Below are 18,371 nucleotides of genomic sequence, written 5' to 3' on the forward strand. Positions count from 1 at the left end.
TCCTAAGAGCAAAAAACGCTCTTTAAAATAAGGTTTTGTTTCTGTGACCTACGATAGAAGGGGCCAAGTTCCTTTCAGGGAATAAATTTAGGATCCTGCCGGTTTATGGGAAGGAACAAAACGCGCCAAAATGTCCCGCACCAATCGGTTTAATCTAGGCTTCCCTTGCGACTCCATCAGAACCCAGTACGCATAATCGAGACTAAACATGTCCTTGATGTTTTTTCCGGCTTTTAACCATTGCTGCTCCACCCTTTTCTTGGCCTCCAACGTCAGATTCGGGTTTTTACGGAATCCTTCCAGATAGGAATAATATTCGGAAGTCAAAGACCTCGAGATCGGATCTTTCCAACGATTTCCGTGAAGAATCCGTTCCGTCTCCCATCTGAATTCCCCGAACGCTTTCGCTAAGGTAAGGCTCGCGTTTTCGCTCAAAATCGAAGGTAGAAGGATCCTTCCATAGATCGAATTCCCATCGGATATTTCCTGCCAGAGTGCTCCTCGATTTCCCGAAAAAGGCAAAAGAATACAATCCGCATAAGATTCCTTAACGATATTTGATATCCGAGGAGAACTTTCGGCCGCTGGGATCCGATTCTTTTTATAAAAAAGACCCGGATCGATTTTTTGGACCTTCTCCGCAAAATCGAAGATCTTGTCGTAAAACAGCAGATTTCCTTTCGTATCCCCGTAAAATAGATCTTCCGATAAGAACGGATGGATCATATCGGGGTTTAAGGAGATAGAAAAAAGACCGCGAAAAAGAAGGTTCTCCAATTCCCAATCGAGAACGTCCGACAGATATTCCGCCTCTTTCAAACGGTCCGCTCCCCGCGGTTCCGTTAATCGAACGTTCTCCGTTCTTTGCTTCCTATCGTAGAACTCTCCGAGATGATTTCGGGAAGGATTCCGTTTCCCCGCTAAAACCAGAGCAAGCCAATCAGACAGAGTGTGAAGCGAGAGGTTCGCTTCTATGCGGCGAGGTTCCGATCGTAAGGATTTGAACAAGGATAGGCAATTTTCCAATTCCAAGATCCTTTTTCGCGAGACCAACTTCTCATCCAGATAAAAGAAATTGAGAAATAGTCGGACAGGCTTCGGTACTTCTTCGGCCTTCGTTCTTGATTTTAAATAACAAACCTTATAGATATGAATGAAAATCCTTAGATCCTCTCGGGAGGCGGGACGCCGGGTCGTACCTGGATGTTCCTTGAAGATACGTATCGCGTATTCGACCTCCGAACGGACACCCGAGTCGACGCTCGCATAGGAAAGAATCTGATCCAAACTGTCCGTATATTCGTCCTTTCCTCCGGGAACTTCAGAATTTTGGAATATGTTCGGTTTAGGACCTTCCGCCCATTCGGTCGATTTTTGAGCATCCACTTCCGGCGCGCTTTCGATCTGAAGAGTCAGGTTTCCACCCTCTTGGGAGATAAAAACCGCTTCGGCTCGCAACCAGCGCTTGTTTTCATCCAAGTAGAATATGTGAACCTTTTCGTATCTCTTCAATGAAAAAGGATGGGTGCCTTTTTTGGAATAAACGCGAGCGTGAATCGATCGACCGACCAATTCGGAATCTATCTGATCGATCCTCAATAGGATGGAAAAGCGCTCCTCGGAATCCGCTTGCAATACCGCCGGAATAAAATGAGCAGTTTGAGCCTGATGATTCTGGATCGCATGGTCCAAAGAACGCACGATCTGAACGTCTTTCCAAGCGGGAAGATTTCCTTGGTCCGCTAGAAATTGGAGAAATTCCGGCAGAAAATATTTTCTGTACCAGGAAGGATCCTCCACTATGCCCTTCATACTTGGATAAGGGATCTTGTCCAAAAACGAATGGATTAGCGAGACGTTTCTAGGGGAAAATTCGTGAACATTCAATTTCGCTAAAATTCTATCCCTATATTGCCTTTGGCTAACGTTGCGATTCGCTAAATATTTTTGGATATAATAAATGGCGGTCACCAGCGCCAGGACAAACAGCGCCCCGTTTAATACCGGAATCCAGGAAAACTCGGGCCACTTTAAAATAGGAGAATCCAAATCTTGGGCCAAAAGAAACATGCAAAAGATTGAAAACCAATATAGAGTTTCGTCAAGACGAAACGGCGAACCGTCAGGCCGGCCCGGAGAAAAGTTACTTGTAAGTCGACGATTTTATAAGTTTCATTCGTGCGGCGAATTCGTGAGGAGATTCGAAATGAGGCGCATGCGCACAACAGTCAAAGGACTCGAAAGTCTTTTCTTTGGCGTCCAATCGCGCAAAATACTTCAACAGGATCTCCTCGGGATTATAATAATCGAATTTGCCGGAGAAATAAAACGAAGGGATGAAAGCGGAAGGCGCCTGCTTGAATAAGTTCATTTCAAAAAAGTACGGACGGATTCTGGAAGAGGAACGCCAAATTCCGGGAAGATACGTCAATATGTTCCAGGTCGAATAATCCGGAGATTCGTACATGATACCGCCCAAAAAACGATCCTCATCCGCCCTGTGCTTTCCGTGAAACATTCCCAATCCGAAAAGATTCAACCATTTGCGACGATCCTTCATATATTCTTCAAAAGTCAAATCCTTCAGTTCCGAAGAAACCTCGGGACTCTCGGACGGTTGCCTTTTCAGATATTCGAACGATCTTCGGGCACTTTGTTCTCCGTCGACCACAGGTCCCACTGCGATAAAAGCGTACAAATCCGAGGGAATACGATAAGAAGCGATCGCTCCGATATATCCCCCCCAGGAGTGACCCATCAAATATATTTTTCGAACCCCGAATCTTTTCTTTAAAAATCGAACGACTTCTATCGTATCCGATACGTAAGTCTCCGGAGTGACATCGGGAAAGAAGAAGGAAAACGATTTTCCCGCACCTCGTTGGTCCCAGTTGACTACGATAAAATCCCTTTCCAACTCTTCGTAAAAATATCTCGCAAAACCGATGGAACCCGCTCCCGGACCTCCGTGAAGGACGAGAAGCACCGGCTTATCCTTACTCGCTCCTCTCGCCAACAACCATTGGTCGACTCCTCCGATCTCTACCTTTTCCAAGAGGGAAAATCCGGCGTCGTTCTTTTCGCCTTGTTTGTCCGCTTCGGGATTCGATTTGGACGAACATGCAATATTTGCAAAAAGAAGGATCGAAATGAAAAAGAAGAACCGACAACCGCTACTTAAAGGAAAGAATTTCAAGAAGAACCGCCGAAGACAATGGGAACTGAATCCATATTTTCCTGTCAAGATTTTTGACGATGAGAACCGGAAAAACCCTGACATTCCTGTCGAGACCGGAATTTATAATTAGACCGACCGAATCCGATTCCGGTAGAATATAATAATATTTATATACGTTTATTCCATAAATGAATTCCGAAAAAATGTATTGACGAAGACAAAAGTTTGCCTTATTAACGATCGGAGTCTTCGGTCGGAGCAGCCCGACGTCCGCGAAAAATGAATCAAGAAACAATAAAGCACTCCGAACTCACTTTCCAGGCTATGGTGGAATCCACGCCGAACGCGATATTACTCGTGAATAAGGAAGGAAAGGTAGTTTATCTGAATAACCAGAGCGAGAAACTCTTCGGATATACCAGGTTCGAATTGATCGGCAGACTCGTAGAGGAATTGATTCCAAAAAGGTTCCGAACGAATCATCCGAAATACAGGGAAGGCTTTTTTAGCTCCCCTACCGTTCGGGCAATGGGAAGCGGGCGTGATCTGTTCGCATTAAGAAAGGACGGCTCCACTTTTCCTGTGGAGATCGGGTTGAATCCCGTAGTGACCGCGGATGGTACGCTCGTATTAGCCTCGATTATCGATATTTCCGAAAGAAAAAAAGCCGAAGAGCGTTTCAGGTTGGTCGTAGAATCTGCCCCGAACGCGATGATTCTCGTGAACCAAAACGGAATCATCACCCTCGCGAACAATCAAACGGAAAAGCTCTTCCGCTACGACCGAGCCGAGCTGATCGGAAATAAATTAGAAATCCTGCTACCCGAAAGATTCAGGGAAAATCATCCGCAACACCGAAATTCTTTCTTCCAGAACCCGACCGCGAGATCTATGGGTGCGGGGCGAGACCTTTACGCATTAAGAAAAGATGGTACGGAAGTCCAAGTTGAAATCGGCTTGAATCCTATCGATACGATCGACGGCCTAATGGTAATCGCCTCCGTAATCGACATCACCGAGAGAAAGACTCAGGAAAAGATCGTCCTCAGACAAAAAGAACTCGAGGTAAAAAACAAAGAACTGGAACAATTCGCTTATCTTGCCTCGCACGACCTACAGGAACCTTTAAGAACGGTATCCAATTATATCCAAGTAATCGAGGAGGACTTCGGAGAAGAATTAAACGAAGAGGTCCGGAATTCCCTGAACACGATCAAAAGCGCTACCAATCGGATGAGCGTCCTTGTTCGTGCACTTCTTGATTTTTCCCGTTTAGGCAGGGGGAAAACCCTTTCTTATGCTGACTGCAATAAGGTCGTGTCCGATGTGATTTCCGATTTGGAAAGTCTAATCAAATCGTCGGGAACGAAATTGACTGTAGGAAAACTTCCCCGATTGAATTCGTACGAAACGGAACTTCGTCAACTTTTCCAAAATATGATCAGTAACGCGATTAAATTCAAAAAGGAAGGAATACGGCCGGAGATCCGAATCGAATCGGAAAAATTGGGTGAGCAATGGAAATTCTCGATCCAAGATAACGGCATCGGTATAGATCCTATGTTCCATGAACGAATTTTTCAGATTTTCCAACGACTCCATCCGGAGGGCCAGTACGAAGGCTATGGGATCGGTTTAGCGAATTGCAAAAAGATCGTAGAACTACACGGGGGAAGAATATGGTTGGACTCCGAGAAAAACTCGGGTTGCACATTTCATTTCACTTTATCCGACTTGCCTATATGAATACTTTAATCAACTGCATCATGCTGATCGACGACAACTCGAACGATAACTTTATACACGATCGAGTGATAAAAAAAAACGGCTTCGCGAATATCGTAATTGCACTGACTTCGGCGGTCGAAGCTTTGAATTATTTGAAACAACAGAAGGAGAAAGGTTTAGTCCATCCGGATTTGATTTTTCTAGATATCAATATGCCCGGCATGAACGGCTGGGAATTTCTTGTGGAGTACGATAAGCTGGACGGCGATTTGCAGGGAAAAATCATCATTATCATGTTAACCACTTCGGATAATCCGGATGATCAGGAAAAAGCTCGGAATTTAAAGACGCTTTCCGATTTCAAAACGAAACCTCTGACAAAAGAGATGTTATCCGAAATCAGTGTGAAATATTTTCCGTTTTGAAAGCCCCAACGCAAAGCAAACAAGACTTTACGAAAGGGCTCCCAAGAGAGTTCTATAGTTGAACCTTATAAATAAGGCCGATCGACGTTCAGGCCTTCTCTGCGGCGATTTTATTTCTGAAAATATAAGACGCAGCCAGAATCCCTAGCATTACGTAGGGCATGATTACCTTTCCGATCTCGTCTCCGCTAAAATAGTGGGAGATCCCTGCGGAAATAAAAGTAATACCGAATCCCGCATAAGCCCATTCCTTTACTCTGTCCGGAACTTGAGGAATCAAGATGGCGGCAACTCCAAGAATTTTGGCGATACTTAACTCGACTCGGAAATATCCCGGAAATCCCAAATGTTGGAAACCTTCAAATGCCAAAGGATTGGTAAGCCCGTTGAACGCGCTAAAAACCATCATAAGGCTGACGATAATCGTACTTGTCCAAAAAATGATTTTGTTCTTCTTCATTTCGACTCCTTTAATTCGCCATACCGTTTTAAGATATTTTCGAAAGTATAGCAGATGCCCAAAAGATATTACCGATCGGGATTGTCCATCAAATATTTCATGCCGCAACGCCTATGAAAACCGATTACAAAAAAGAAATTAAAGAAAAGTGACTATTTTCCCGCATCTCACGAGATCGATATATACCTCCGTCTAACAGATCCGAAGGACGATGCGGACTTTCCCGGCGTAATGGAAACCGTCCCGGATTCGTCGGATGATATAGAGAGGACAAGTAGGGAGGGAATTTCGTATGAACAGATTCGTTTTGTTTTTTGCGGTCTGGGTTCTTTGGTTATATTCTTACAGAGGATACTCCACCATCGGCACGTTCAATTCATTGGAAGAATGCAAAGCTGCGACAAAAGCAGATGCGGCCGGTATCATGAAATGGAGAACCGAATGTAAGGAAGCAAAATAGCGACAAAATGGAAACCGCCGTATTCAAAGAAAGGCCGGAAAAACGAAGCTCGATTTGAAGGCGGAACCGCACTCCGCAAAAGCGGCGAAGCGGTAGTTGGCTGTCGCAGTCGGTTCATTACAATAGCTGCAACTAGCCGGAGCGCAAGGATCGCCCTGAAGCAGCATTCTACAAGTTGTGACCTCTCCTCGGTCCAAGTAGTTGTAGTCGGCGCATCCGGTTAAGGAAGAATTTCCCTGACCGGAATTCCCGGAGGAACTGCTGGAAGATTTGTTGGATTTGGAAGAACCGGAGGAATTCCCGGAAGTACTAGGACAAGGATTGGATAAAAGCATAAACAGGTAACTGCTCATCCAGTTATAACCCGAAGTGCCGAACTGAGGACAGCGCTGCTGTAACGCAATAAGATCTGTCGTCAATAATTTCTCCGCATCTTGTCTGGTGATCTTATTTCCCTTGGTTTTATCCACCAGATCCTGATAATACTCTCCGACACAGCATAAGTTGCAAAGCACCAACAGAATAAAAATGCGGCTCCTCAGATGATCGGATCCGCGTTCTTTGATTCCCGTCATGATGTCCTCTTAGATCGGAAAGATCCGTAAACTACAAATAACTCTTCCGAAATCGGAGTCCGATTTCGGAAGGATAAAAAGCTCGTTTACGTTGAAGGGAAAAACGATCCTGTCAATTAATTTCAGAAGGATTTCAAAAATAAGCGTTCAGTTCGATCAATAACGCGTGCGGGTTAAAGGTCCCATCCTTCGGATTCGGGATCTGGTATCCGACAGAAATGAAGTACAATTCGTTGTAATGGTACGAAAATCCACAAACTCCGACTCCGAGAGCATTGACTCCCGCAATCAAATCGCACATCACCCTGAGCTTATCTCGCACGACTTCGACTTCTATTCCGTACATCATGCCTACCTTGCTGATGCTCGGCTCGTTTCCCGGAAAGATCCTTTGGTTATAGTGCCCGTAAAACGCGGCATTTCCGAAATAACTCCCTAAAAAAAGAGTGGTTCTAAGCGATTTGATCTCCGTGGCAGTCATCACGAAATTCGAGTTCGCGAATGTGGATGAACCGGGAGTAGGCCCCGAAGCGATCCCGTCCTTCGTGCCTAAGCTTACATGAAAGTATTCCGACGGTTCGAATTTCTTCTGATAAACGAACTGTAAGTTCGAATTTACGGCCGGATACGGGCCTAAAGAGGAGGTAAAATCGGATATGGAATTTTTTTTGGGCGCTGTATCCAGAAAATAATTGTACGCACTGAGTCCGATTTCATGATTATTTCCCAAGCCGTGCATATAGGTCGTATCGAATTGCATCTGACGCGGGTAGAAAATGATCTGCTCCTGCACGAAATTCTGACCTTTCTTTGTGATATTCATCGCCGGAACGTTAAAGAGATCCTGTTGAGCGGATAAAAAACCGCTCGGAACACTTAAAAGAAGAAACAGGAAGAAGACGTTGAAAATAATTATATAAGATTTTTTAAACAAGTACATATCCTTATATCGAAGGAGTTCGTCTCGCGATCGATGTCGGACGTCGAATCCGGAATTCTTCCCGCTCTTATTCGAGGAAAGAGCGGATTCCTAATACGAGAGACTTACGAACGCGCCGATTTCGTAGGTATTCAAACGATTGAAACGTAGACGGGGGGAGGTCGGGAGAATTGATTCGATCCGATTCCGGAAGAATATAAAAGGATAATAAAAGTATCGCGAGTAGAGACGAAGACTTGGGCGAACGGAATCCGAAATTCCGAATCCCGCTTTCTCGCCTTTTCTTTCGAATGAACCCCCTCGTTTTGATCCAAATGAGCGATCAACCCTACGGTAAAATAGGGGCGCATCTTCTGGAACGGGACGTGGAGATTGACTCTCGTATTTAGCAATAGTTCGGACTGTTCTATCCGTTCTTGGATTTCCCCAGAAGATCCGGAAAAGAAAATAATAACAACGAGTATAAAACGAAACAGTCTATCCATCGCGCGTGTTTGCCGGACGAAAGTACGATGCAAACGCTCTCCAGGTAAATGTAAATCTACCAGATTACTTGTCATTTCTATTTTTATCGACCGGATTACTCGGGAATTACGCCGCCGCATCCCTCGCAAACATCAACGTCCCTTTCCTTCCACGTTTTTAGCCAATCTACGTTTGTATTCGAAGGGGGTATATCCCGTATGCCTTTTGAAGAGAGCGCGAAAGAAACCTAGATTTTCGTAGCCGACAGCGTAACAAACTTCCTCGACCGAATCGCCGGATTCCGAGAGACGTTTCCGAGCCCATTCTATCCTTAATCGTTGCTGATAAACGGAGGGGGCATCTCCGGTCGCCGATTTAAAACGCCGCTTGAACGTCCGTGGACTCAATCCGATCCTGTGCGCCAAGGCTTCCATGGAAATAGGAGTCGCGAACTCCTTTTCCAGAATGGATTGGGCCGCCGCGATAGATTCGTCTTTGTGATGCTTCTGCGCGCTAAAAGCCATAAAAGGAGTCTGAGAAATCCGTTCGGTATCCAGCAAAAAATGCCGTGCACAGGAAACTGCGACCTCTCTGTTAAACGACTGCTCGATTAAATGAAGTGCAAGATCGTAAAATGCGTTACTTCCCCCCGAAGTCAAAAATTGTCCCGTATCTATGACCAAACGGTCTACGTTTAGATTCACGTGGGGAAACATCCGCCGAAAAACCGAGGCAAAAAGCCAATGAGTAGTCGCGGCTCTGCCGTCCAACAATCCGGCGGAAGCGAGCAGAAACGCCCCGGAACAAACGCTCGCAATCCGGATCTCCTTACGGGCCACATCCTTTAACCATTCGATCTCCATCCCGAATCTATTCGCGACATTCGTAACTTCCGGGCCGATGGCCGGTACGATCACGACGTCGCAAGGTTCATTCAATCTACCCACGAAATCCGGTTCGATAGTCACTCTTCCGTGGAGTCGTACCGTAGAAGAATCCACCGCGGCCGTAAACACGTTGCACCGTCTTCGAGAACGCCTGTATCTCAGATCTATCCCCGCAATTTCGAAAAATTCGAAAAGCCCGGTAATCACCGAAGCGGGAGAATCCCGCAAAAGAAGAATGGCCACGTTCATCCCTTCCGTTCTGCGAGGGAAATTGGCCAATTACAATCTTTTTACCGGATTAGGACAGATTAAATTTGGCCTATTCACGCTTAAAAATGGCATTTTACGAACTGGACCTTCAGAGAAACTTATGATACGTTAATCTATCTTAAATTTTGGAGTTTATAAGATGATCCTCGCAGCTAGAATTTTGGCGGGTTTAGTTGGCCTACTTCACGTCTGGATTTTCATCATGGAGAGCGTCCTTTGGATGAAGCCTGCAATCTTTAAAAGATTCGGAGTTTCCGATTCGAAACAAGCCGAAACGATGCGCAACGTGTTTCTGAACCAGGGATTTTACAATCTTTTCTTGGCTATAGGAGCCCTTTACGGAGCGATCTTTTTCGAGGCAAACGCGATGTATGCGCCTGCAATCATGATATTCTCCTGCCTTAGCGTGTTCGGTGCAGGAACGGTGCTGCTTTTCTCCGCCGGAAAAAAAATGGCGAGGGCCGCATTCGTACAAGGCTTTCCTCCGCTCGTCGCGCTAATCCTCGTCTTTTCGAAAATGTTCGCTTAATATTTCCTCCGACTAGGGTGCTGGAATCACCCTAGCTTCCGTCCGTATTCCGTCGGGGAATATCCGTTTATCCGATGAGCTTCTTGTCGCGTCCAAAGCGACAAACGAAATCTCCTGTAGCCCGATTTTTATGTTATTTTTGCCACTTCCGTAAAAATACTGTTTCCTTTTTACGTCCTGAAAACCCAAACCCTCGATTTTTGTTGAAGAGTTATTCGATAAAATGTTGATCTAAATAACAGAGTTTCTAAGTTCTTACTCTTCGAACTACCCGCTCCAAATATGGAACGTATTCTTTTAGATTTAGACGTCCATTATTCGCAAGACATTAAAGTATAAGCGAAGTAAATTAAATCGGATGTCAGAGGAAAAGTAACCATGTACCCGGAAAAGAATTTATTGGATATTCTCTGGGTCATCGTATGTTCGGGGATCGTACTCCTTATGCAGGCGGGCTTCCTCGTTCTCGAATCGGGGTTAACCCGTGCCAAAAACTCGATTAACGTAGCGATCAAAAACGTCGCGGATTTCGGAATCGCGACGCTCTTATTCTACTGCTTCGGATTCGGGCTAATGTTCGGTCAATCCTTCGAAGGACTCTTGGGAACGACGATGTTCTTTCCCGTTTTTTCGAAAGAGGAAGCCTGGCCCGCCGCGTTCTTCCTCTTTCAATTGGTTTTTTGCGGTACTTCTGCGACCATCGTTTCGGGCGCAGTCGCGGAAAGGTTGAAATTCCAATCGTATCTGCTCGTAACGGTACTGGTCTCCGGGTTTATTTATCCGGTTGCGGGCCATTGGAGCTGGGGAGGAAATCTTTCCCTCGAACCGGTAGGTTGGCTTAAGGGATTGGGTTTTCATGATTTTGCCGGATCTACGATAGTACATAGCGTCGGGGGCTGGGTTTCTCTTGCCTTGCTATTGGTTCTAGGTTCCAGAAAAGGAAGGTTCGACATAGGCATCGCGAAACGAATCAACGGGAGCAACCTTCCCGTAGCCATGTTCGGAGGAATTCTTTTATGGTTCGGATGGTTGGGATTCAACGGCGGAAGCACCCTCGGATTCAACTCGAAAGTACCAGGAATCATAGTAAATACAGTGATGGCGTCGGGAATATCCATGCTTACCGCGATGATCGTCTCCTGGTTAGCCAAAGGAGTTCCGCAACCCTCCTCTCTTTTAAACGGTTCCTTGATCGGAGCGGTTGCGATCACCGCAGGCGCGGATCTGTTTTCGGTGGTCGAGGCCGGCTTCATCGGATTCCTGGCCGGGCTACTTCTTTTTCCCTCGGAAGAGTTATTAGAAAAATTCAAAATTGACGATGCCGTGGGGGCGATACCGGTCCATCTAGTCGGCGGGATATGGGGAAGCCTTTCGGTCGGCATACTCGCAGATTACTCTTTGTTGGGGTTCGGAGATAGAATCTCCCTATTGGAAGTCCAGCTGCTCGGGATTCTGTCCGTGGGGATCTTCGTATTTGCGACCTCATATCTGGTATTTCTTATATTGAACCGAGTCCCGTTTTTCGGTCCTTTACGCGTCGGCGTCAAAGAAGAGGAGGAAGGACTCAATCTTTCCGAACACAATGCAAGAACGGACTTAGTGGACCTCTTACGCGTAATGGAGCACCAACATCGCACCGGAGATCTTTGCGACGTCTATGAGGAACCTTTTACTGAAGTCGGACAGATAGCTAAGCGCTATAATTTGGTTCTAAAAAGGATACGCGAAACATTGAACGAAAACGAAAACGCGAGAACGGAGATCGCCTACGCTTTAGAAACTCTGCAGAAAACCCAAGACAAACTCATTCTTTCCGAGAAAATGGCCTCTCTTGGACAATTGGTCTCGGGAATAGCGCACGAAATCAACAATCCCCTAGGTGCAATATCGGCTCTTAGCGGAGAACTGACGGATTACTTCAAACATATTTCGAATCGTCTATCCAACTATATAAATATGTTCTCTTCCGGCACCGTTTCACGCATAGACTCCATCCTCAATATGATTGAAGCCGGGACCGCCGGCAAAATCAGAATACTAACGAGGTCGGAAAGGAAAGTCTCCTTAAACCGAGCGGAAGACATCCTTAAAAAAATCGAATTCCACGATCCTTTATCTACCGCGTCGCAAGTAATCGACGTAGGTTTTCTTTCCGTTCTCGAAAAAAACGAGGAATTCTTTGCGGACAAAAGCAACCATCCGATCCTTGAGTTCGTGTTGTCCGAAGTACAATCGATCCGAAACGTGGAATCGATCCGACTTGCCGTGGAAAGGACTTCTAAAATCACCTACGCCTTAAAAAACTATTCCCATATAGAAGCGATTTCCAATAAAATTCCGTCAGACGTGGTCGGTACCCTCGAAACAGTTTTAATCATTTATAATAATAAAATCATAAACGGCGTCGATTTAAAACTGGAGTTCGACTCTAGACCGATCATCCCGGCATTTCCCGACGACCTTATGCAGGTCTGGACCAATCTGATCCACAACTCTCTGCAAGCGATAGAATTTAAGGGCAAAATCACGATTTCCGTCAAAGAATTCGATCAGGATGTACGCATAGAAGTGACTGATAACGGACCGGGAATCCCTACCGAGATGAGATCCCGAATTTTCGAACCTTTTTTCACCACCAAGCCTCGTGGAGAAGGCTCCGGCCTAGGCTTGGATATCTGTAAAAGAATCATCGAGAAACATGGAGGTAGGGTCGTTCTAGAGTCCGAACCGGGGAAAACCACTTTTTACGTATTCCTGCCTAAGAGCTGATCGATTTCCGAAAACCCGCTCCCCTCCTTTGACAAATCATTAGCGTTTATTCCTCCTTATACCGTCAAAGAATAATCTAATTTCATAATATTCTTCTTTTTTCAAAGAAAATCCATAGGCGCAACATGAATTTATAAGCAATTTTCATGCCATTTATATACTTTTTCCTAAGAAAAACTAAACAAATCATCTTGAATTAATTTTTAACCGAAAACAGAGCAAAATGTACAACCTTGCAAGTTCATCGTAAGTAAAAATAGCCAATATTTAGATCAAATACTCTAGCATTAGTCTATATAATAAACAAATCTTAAAAATTTAGCCGACATACTAAGCAAATTCAATCTTCCCAAAGGCCCCAGAAAGCCTAATCCCCGCAAAAGCAATCATTTTTATGTTATTGATGCTAATTGGTACGATTTTTGCTGATAAAAATTTGCATAGGAATCACTGCATATGAAACATAGGAAATCTAAAAAACAATCCCGAGCGCAAAAACTCGGTAAGCATAATAACTTCAAAGGTTTACGAAAACGATACACTTACGGCCTACCCGCCGGATTGTTTTCGATCTGCCTACTTCTTTCATTCGGAGACGTATATCCGCAATCCGTCGATATACCTCCCCCGTCCACAAAGGAGGGGACGACTGACTCATCATCGCCAAAGCCACTAGAGCCGCCTCCTTCCACTTCTCCCAAAACGGAATCTGGAGATCCCAAGCCGGATCCAAAGAAAAAGCCGGAGGAAAGCAAATATGCAAGCCCATGGAAAGGTGACATTCCTATCGATTACTTAAGAACGCTCTTAGTCTCTCCGGAACAGATGAAAGACACGCAAAAATCGAATCTATTCTGGGTGGATAATTTAAAAATCGGTTTTTCCGTCCGCCCAAGATACGAGTCTAGAGACCATTCCAACTTCAGCAAACGAATAGACGATTATTCCTCTTTCGTCGGCCAAAATACTCAGCTATGGTTTCTTCTCGACCCGTCCCCGTATTTCGCAATCAAGGTCACCATCCAGGATACGAGATTATGGGGCGGAAGCCAAAGCGCGCAAAACGCGGGGAATTGGTCCTATGCGCTGACTACCGGAAGCGGAACGACATTGACCCCGGGAACCGCTACGAACACGAACTTAAGAAACCCCACGGACATTCGAGAGGCCTTTATAACTTTAAAAAAAAGTGATAAACTCCCGATATCGGTAATGATCGGAAGACAGGTATTCGCGTTCGGAGACCTCAAATTGGTCGGCCCTCTTAACTGGCTGAATACCGGATTCTCTTTCGACGGAATCAGATTCGTTCACGATTCCAAGTGGTTTAGAAGTCATGTATTCGGCACTATCCTTTCGGACCAATACGACGCTCCTTACGGACTGACTACTAGCAATGGAAAGGCGAAAGGAACAATCGACGAAGCTTATTTTATGGGAATGTACAACACGATCAAAGGGAACGGGCTTTTCGACCTAGATCTATACACTTTCGATATTTCCAAAAAATGGATAGCAAATCCGAACCCTCCCGTAGACATGAATGACGCTCGGTCCAAACAAAGGGACGACCTGATCACCGCGGGGTTTCGCTTAACGAATCGAACGAATTCGAACACTCTTCCTGCCGGAAAGATTTGGGATTGGACGATCGAATCGGCTTGGCAAACGGGCTATACTGGTGATCGAGTCAAGGCGGATTGGGATATTCTGAATATTCAGGCGCCGTCCGGAAAAAATTTTTATACGCAAAGAGTCCAATACGATACGAGGTTTTTATCATTGGATACGGGTGTGAAAATTTTAGACAATGTCCGCTTGGGAGGCGGCTATACGTTTGCCTCGGGAGATCCGAACCGGTCGGACGCCAAAGTCGGAACCTGGCAGACGTTATTTCCGCAAGTAGCGGGCTCTTTTCCGAACTGGAACGTCATGAACGGTCAATCCCTACTTGTAGGATTCGCAAATATCCGGACATACTCCGCCCGTTTAAACATCAAAACGGAGAATTATGGAACTTTGATATTTACGATTTACGATACCTACAAAGCGACACCTCAGGATGCTTGGTATAAAGTTTCCGGAGTGCCGAATACGGGTGCAAGCACCGAAAATTATTCGGACAACAAATTTACGATCGACAATGGACGTTTAGGAAAGCATCTAATGTATCAGTACGATTTTACGTGGATTTACAATTATTCGGAATACGTTTCTATCTGGTCCGGATTTTCCTTGGCAAGGGCGGAAGATGCGATTCGGAATGCGAGAAACAATCCGTATGCGGCAAATCCGTTGGATAGAAATACTTTTACGCCGAATTCTAAATTCTTCTACTTAATGGTTTCTGTCTCGCTATAGCAAGGAAGACGACGCGGAAGGAATGGCGTCCACAAAAAGTGAGTGGATACGCAAAACTTCCGCGTAGTTATACAAAGGCCCTACGTCAGGGAGAATCCAGCTTTTTCTTTACGAGCGAAATCAGGAGCCCGAATTCTTCTTTACTCATCTTATTCTGAGGTCCCAAAGGCGAATTCTGGATTTCGCTATGATTGTGGTTATAAGAAATACCTTCTTTTTGCGAATCGGCTGGAGTAATGTATATGGTCTTATTGCCCCGAGTAACAGAGAGGTAATCCTGCTCATTGGTCCGTTTGGACTTGTCGACTTTGTTTTCCAGTTCTATTTTGCCTTCGCAATGACAGGTAAAAATCATGTCCTCATATACGGTCGTGTAAAATTTCGTACCTCTAACTCCTGCAGTCGTGCTGGGGGTTTGTAAAGTGATGCCCTCGCCTTTCAACAGCTTGTTGGAAACAATCCAAGAAGCTCCCGTCTCTTGGAAAAAGGTTTTGTCGTTCGCAATTTCGTTAAAGTGGAATTTTGAATTCGATTGGATCTCCAAAACGGTCGAATTTTCCCCGAACACAACGGTCACGATGGATTTATCTCCGGTCACAATCACGTCCCCGCCGACAATCTCTTGGTTCGTTTCCGGTTTTATCGACTTTCCATCCCGTTGGATATGAACGTTTCCCGAAATGAAACCTACGAATCCCTTCCTATTGCTCGTATCTTTCCTACAATCGAAGCAAAAAATTCCTAAAAATAGAACGGTCGTTATTATTTGAATCCGAGTCATAGATCTTCCCTCTCGCCGTATTTACGCGAGGAGTCTCACACTAAGCATACTTTTAAACGGATCAATTCTATTATTTTCCGTTTTGACCGTTTTCAACCCTTCTTGCCCTTCAGCCGCCTATATCGATTCGTGAATAAACGGCGGTGAAACTTATGGTTTTCAAGAAAGACCCTCTGAATAGAGATTTCGGAAAATTGCAGGCTCTCCTTATCATTTAAGATTTTGCGAAATCGAAAAACGATTCGAAACCAAACCAAATTTTAGACCCGTTTTCCGGAATTTTTGACGTATTTTCTATAATCTTCCAGAAAGGCGGAGGCATTTTCCCAAGAATCCGTTATCTTAACATATCGATCGCGCTCGGCGATCCAGATGGTATCTTTGATCCGGACGCTTAGCTCCGGAAATTCTTTGGAATAAAAATGACCTTCTTCTCCTTCTTTTTCCTGAAGACCGAACTCTCCCAAAAATTTCTCTCTTCTACTCGCCCTTATGTATTCGCTTCGATTCTTTACTGTATAGGAAGTGATCAACATTCTATCCCCCTTTTTTATGTGAATGATTCCGATTGATTTCCTCAAGAATTTCCCGGTTCGACCTCTTTTTAAACGAGGTAAATCTTCCGCTCACCGCGAGAACGATCGCCGTTAGAACCAACGATATTACAAGCGAGGTAAGCATATACATTCCTTTTCATCTCGGCCGAACCGGAACCAGTTACTCTGAAGAAAAACAGAGATCAGAATATCTGCAGGGGAATAAAACGTGTCAATAAAATTAAATTCCTAAGAAAAAAGAGGACGGACTCATTATTAATTTATTTAGAATATTATAGAAATGGAATTTTGCTACTTTGAAGCATATATGAGAATATGTCGCATGCTCAAAAAACGAACTCCGTTCGTCGTCGAATTTATAGAAGAAATGATCTTTTTCCGGACGAGATACGATTCAATGTGTCTTCCATTTGCCTATGGATCGCAGATCTAAGCCGAAGACAATCGGCGCTTAAGCGGAATATAAGCCCAAACAGGAATCCGCCTCTTTCACTTAGCGATCATTTAACGTGAATTTAGCGGCAAATACATCATGTAACTTCAAAAAGAACAAACCGATCCGGGAACGTCCGCTTACCGCACGGAAGTTCCGATCCTGGATGGAAACAATTTTCATCCAAATACAGGAGAAAAAAATATAGTTTATTAATATTTTATAATTATCTGATAAAAAATCCTATCGAATCGATAGTCTTCAAAAAACATCCCAAAATCAGAGCTCCGCAGGCCCGCTAAAGGATACTTCTCATATCGTTTCATCCCGAGCGATATTTTCGCGCGTATATTTACTGCCGCTTTCGACTTTAATTATACGCGCTCTATTATCAATTATAATCGATGCTCAAATCGTTTGGAGCGGGACGCCCCTGGCCTTTTTCTATAAGATCCTTTAAGCTGAGCAGAAAAGTGGCCCATTTCATCGAACAATGTGCAAGGAAATCCGTGCTTTCTTTCCAGTCGGAATGTCTGAAATGGAGCAAAGTTTGGATGTTGTCCGTCCAAATCCGAAAAGTGACTTCGGTTCCGGCCCACTCCCCCATTCCTCCTTCTTGAGTCGCTTTCCATCTCACCAATTTTCCCGGCTCCAACGTCCGAACCTCGAATTTCTGGCAAAAATTTCCGAACCAAAATTCCAAAATGCCGCCCACATTTGTTCCGTTACCGCGTGTGTCGGAGGTCCACCATTGCGCTAGTTTTTTAGGATCCGTCAAAGTTTCATACAGTCGCTCAGGAGCCACCTTGAGCCCAATCTTATGATTGATTTCATAACTCATATCATTCTTCCTCTTCGGTTCTACGGAGTCGCAAATGCGTTAGCGTAGACCTACCGTAAGTATATACTAACCTAATGATTCTTGTCAACCTACAAAATCCAGGCCGTTCATACGTTAGAAAAGATATTTCGTTCTTGACGCGAAATTATGGGTAAGTATATAATTACGTAGAGTTTATGGCCAACGGGGCGGCTGCAATACAAGCATTAGGAGACCCGACTCGAAGGGAAATTTTCGAGCGTATTTCGAAATGTCCCCTTGCAGTCGTGGAAATCGCCGAGGACCTTCCCATTTCCCGCCCCGCAGTATCCCAACACCTCAAGGTGCTAAAGGATGTAGGATTGGTACGGGTCAGACGGAACGGTACGCGCCATCTTTACTATGCGGATCCGAAAGGCGTGGAAATCATGAGGAAATATCTGGATCGACTTTGGGAAAGGGCTCTAACTTCGTTAAAGACTTTCTCCGAAGAGAGCCACTAGACTCGGCCGTATAGAGCGTAGAACTCGCGTCCCAAAAATTAGTCTCCACCTACTCCCTATATCCAGAATAAGGCCCCTTTTTCACCAAGAAGCCTATCCAAACCATAGACTTTCAGTCCTTTAAGAGCAGAATATTCATTCAAATACAATGTACCATACTTGGGATTACTATAAGAGTAAGAAGCTAAGGACGAATATTTGATACTCCTTTAAATTCCTTCGTTAGTAGC

Annotated in this window: 16 protein-coding genes; 7 read left to right on the forward strand and 9 right to left on the reverse strand. The window is 44.8% G+C overall.

Features of this window, described 5'->3' with window-relative positions; genetic code table 11:
* Positions 1–87 precede the first annotated feature (87 nt).
* Complete coding sequence (locus EHO61_RS09730) at positions 88–2,070, reverse strand: hypothetical protein (protein WP_135813401.1); 1,983 nt, start codon at positions 2,068–2,070, stop codon at positions 88–90.
* A 73-nt stretch (positions 2,071–2,143) separates the two neighbouring features.
* Complete coding sequence (locus EHO61_RS09735; RefSeq protein WP_246032072.1) at positions 2,144–3,196, reverse strand: alpha/beta fold hydrolase; 1,053 nt, start codon at positions 3,194–3,196, stop codon at positions 2,144–2,146.
* A gap of 261 nt (positions 3,197–3,457) precedes the next feature.
* Between EHO61_RS09735 and EHO61_RS09740 the strand changes: the two genes are divergently transcribed.
* Both EHO61_RS09740 and EHO61_RS09745 read left to right on the forward strand, forming a co-directional pair.
* A complete protein-coding gene (locus EHO61_RS09740; protein WP_135813403.1) occupies positions 3,458–4,924 on the forward strand; it encodes a PAS domain-containing sensor histidine kinase in 1,467 nt (488 codons plus the stop codon).
* A complete protein-coding gene (locus EHO61_RS09745) occupies positions 4,921–5,331 on the forward strand; it encodes a response regulator (RefSeq protein WP_135813404.1) in 411 nt (136 codons plus the stop codon). Before EHO61_RS09740 ends, EHO61_RS09745 begins: the two co-directional genes overlap by 4 nt.
* A gap of 88 nt (positions 5,332–5,419) precedes the next feature.
* On the opposite strand, the gene EHO61_RS09750 is transcribed toward EHO61_RS09745, so the two are convergent.
* Positions 5,420–5,791, reverse strand: coding sequence for a DoxX family protein (locus tag EHO61_RS09750; protein WP_135813405.1), 372 nt, complete (start codon positions 5,789–5,791; stop codon positions 5,420–5,422).
* Positions 5,792–6,083: 292 nt separating this feature from the next.
* On the opposite strand from EHO61_RS09750, the gene EHO61_RS17230 reads away from it, so the two are divergent.
* Positions 6,084–6,251: a hypothetical protein gene (locus tag EHO61_RS17230; RefSeq protein ID WP_167884847.1), complete on the forward strand. Its 168-nt coding sequence runs from the start codon at positions 6,084–6,086 to the stop codon at positions 6,249–6,251.
* A 23-nt stretch (positions 6,252–6,274) separates the two neighbouring features.
* On the opposite strand, the gene EHO61_RS09755 is transcribed toward EHO61_RS17230, so the two are convergent.
* From EHO61_RS09755 to EHO61_RS09765, 3 genes are all read right to left on the reverse strand, one after another.
* A complete protein-coding gene (locus tag EHO61_RS09755; RefSeq protein ID WP_135813406.1) occupies positions 6,275–6,826 on the reverse strand; it encodes a hypothetical protein in 552 nt (183 codons plus the stop codon).
* 133 nt (positions 6,827–6,959) lie between these two features.
* A complete protein-coding gene (locus EHO61_RS09760) occupies positions 6,960–7,760 on the reverse strand; it encodes a hypothetical protein (RefSeq protein ID WP_246032073.1) in 801 nt (266 codons plus the stop codon).
* 623 nt (positions 7,761–8,383) lie between these two features.
* Positions 8,384–9,367, reverse strand: a complete 984-nt coding sequence (locus EHO61_RS09765) for a GlxA family transcriptional regulator (RefSeq protein ID WP_135813408.1) — start codon at positions 9,365–9,367, stop codon at positions 8,384–8,386.
* A gap of 160 nt (positions 9,368–9,527) precedes the next feature.
* On the opposite strand from EHO61_RS09765, the gene EHO61_RS09770 reads away from it, so the two are divergent.
* The 3 genes from EHO61_RS09770 (at position 9,528) to EHO61_RS09780 (ending at position 15,047) form a co-directional block, all read left to right on the forward strand.
* Complete coding sequence (locus tag EHO61_RS09770) at positions 9,528–9,917, forward strand: DUF1304 domain-containing protein (protein WP_135813409.1); 390 nt, start codon at positions 9,528–9,530, stop codon at positions 9,915–9,917.
* 378 nt (positions 9,918–10,295) lie between these two features.
* The gene (gene amt, locus EHO61_RS09775) at positions 10,296–12,686 is read left to right on the forward strand and encodes an ammonium transporter (RefSeq protein WP_135813410.1); all 2,391 of its coding nucleotides are present in this window, start codon (positions 10,296–10,298) and stop codon (positions 12,684–12,686) included.
* Positions 12,687–13,511: 825 nt separating this feature from the next.
* A complete protein-coding gene (locus tag EHO61_RS09780) occupies positions 13,512–15,047 on the forward strand; it encodes an alginate export family protein (protein WP_246032074.1) in 1,536 nt (511 codons plus the stop codon).
* An 85-nt stretch (positions 15,048–15,132) separates the two neighbouring features.
* On the opposite strand, the gene EHO61_RS09785 is transcribed toward EHO61_RS09780, so the two are convergent.
* The 3 genes from EHO61_RS09785 to EHO61_RS09795 form a co-directional block, all read right to left on the reverse strand.
* Positions 15,133–15,828: a FecR domain-containing protein gene (locus EHO61_RS09785; protein ID WP_135813412.1), complete on the reverse strand. Its 696-nt coding sequence runs from the start codon at positions 15,826–15,828 to the stop codon at positions 15,133–15,135.
* A 260-nt stretch (positions 15,829–16,088) separates the two neighbouring features.
* Positions 16,089–16,409: a hypothetical protein gene (locus tag EHO61_RS09790; protein WP_135813413.1), complete on the reverse strand. Its 321-nt coding sequence runs from the start codon at positions 16,407–16,409 to the stop codon at positions 16,089–16,091.
* Between the two features lie 800 nt (positions 16,410–17,209).
* Complete coding sequence (locus EHO61_RS09795; RefSeq protein WP_135813414.1) at positions 17,210–17,659, reverse strand: SRPBCC family protein; 450 nt, start codon at positions 17,657–17,659, stop codon at positions 17,210–17,212.
* A gap of 176 nt (positions 17,660–17,835) precedes the next feature.
* Between EHO61_RS09795 and EHO61_RS09800 the strand changes: the two genes are divergently transcribed.
* Positions 17,836–18,141 (forward strand): ArsR/SmtB family transcription factor, encoded by a 306-nt coding sequence (locus tag EHO61_RS09800; protein ID WP_135813415.1) that lies wholly within the window; start codon positions 17,836–17,838, stop codon positions 18,139–18,141.
* Positions 18,142–18,371: the final 230 nt, after the last annotated feature.

The organism is Leptospira fluminis (assembly GCF_004771275.1).
In the GTDB taxonomy this organism is placed as follows: domain Bacteria; phylum Spirochaetota; class Leptospiria; order Leptospirales; family Leptospiraceae; genus Leptospira_B; species Leptospira_B fluminis.

Excerpts from the sequence above, each read along its gene's own strand:
- EHO61_RS09730 (WP_135813401.1), bottom strand. The coding sequence starts at position 2,070 with ATGTTTCTTTTGGCCCAAGATTTGGATTCTCCTATTTTAAAGTGGCCC.
- EHO61_RS09740 (WP_135813403.1), top strand. The coding sequence starts at position 3,458 with ATGAATCAAGAAACAATAAAGCACTCCGAACTCACTTTCCAGGCTATG.
- EHO61_RS09745 (WP_135813404.1), top strand. The coding sequence starts at position 4,921 with ATGAATACTTTAATCAACTGCATCATGCTGATCGACGACAACTCGAAC.
- EHO61_RS09750 (WP_135813405.1), bottom strand. The coding sequence starts at position 5,791 with ATGAAGAAGAACAAAATCATTTTTTGGACAAGTACGATTATCGTCAGC.
- EHO61_RS17230 (WP_167884847.1), top strand. The coding sequence starts at position 6,084 with ATGAACAGATTCGTTTTGTTTTTTGCGGTCTGGGTTCTTTGGTTATAT.
- EHO61_RS09755 (WP_135813406.1), bottom strand. The coding sequence starts at position 6,826 with ATGACGGGAATCAAAGAACGCGGATCCGATCATCTGAGGAGCCGCATT.
- EHO61_RS09765 (WP_135813408.1), bottom strand. The coding sequence starts at position 9,367 with ATGAACGTGGCCATTCTTCTTTTGCGGGATTCTCCCGCTTCGGTGATT.
- EHO61_RS09770 (WP_135813409.1), top strand. The coding sequence starts at position 9,528 with ATGATCCTCGCAGCTAGAATTTTGGCGGGTTTAGTTGGCCTACTTCAC.
- amt (WP_135813410.1), top strand. The coding sequence starts at position 10,296 with ATGTACCCGGAAAAGAATTTATTGGATATTCTCTGGGTCATCGTATGT.
- EHO61_RS09780 (WP_246032074.1), top strand. The coding sequence starts at position 13,512 with ATGAAAGACACGCAAAAATCGAATCTATTCTGGGTGGATAATTTAAAA.
- EHO61_RS09785 (WP_135813412.1), bottom strand. The coding sequence starts at position 15,828 with ATGACTCGGATTCAAATAATAACGACCGTTCTATTTTTAGGAATTTTT.
- EHO61_RS09795 (WP_135813414.1), bottom strand. The coding sequence starts at position 17,659 with ATGAGTTATGAAATCAATCATAAGATTGGGCTCAAGGTGGCTCCTGAG.
- EHO61_RS09800 (WP_135813415.1), top strand. The coding sequence starts at position 17,836 with ATGGCCAACGGGGCGGCTGCAATACAAGCATTAGGAGACCCGACTCGA.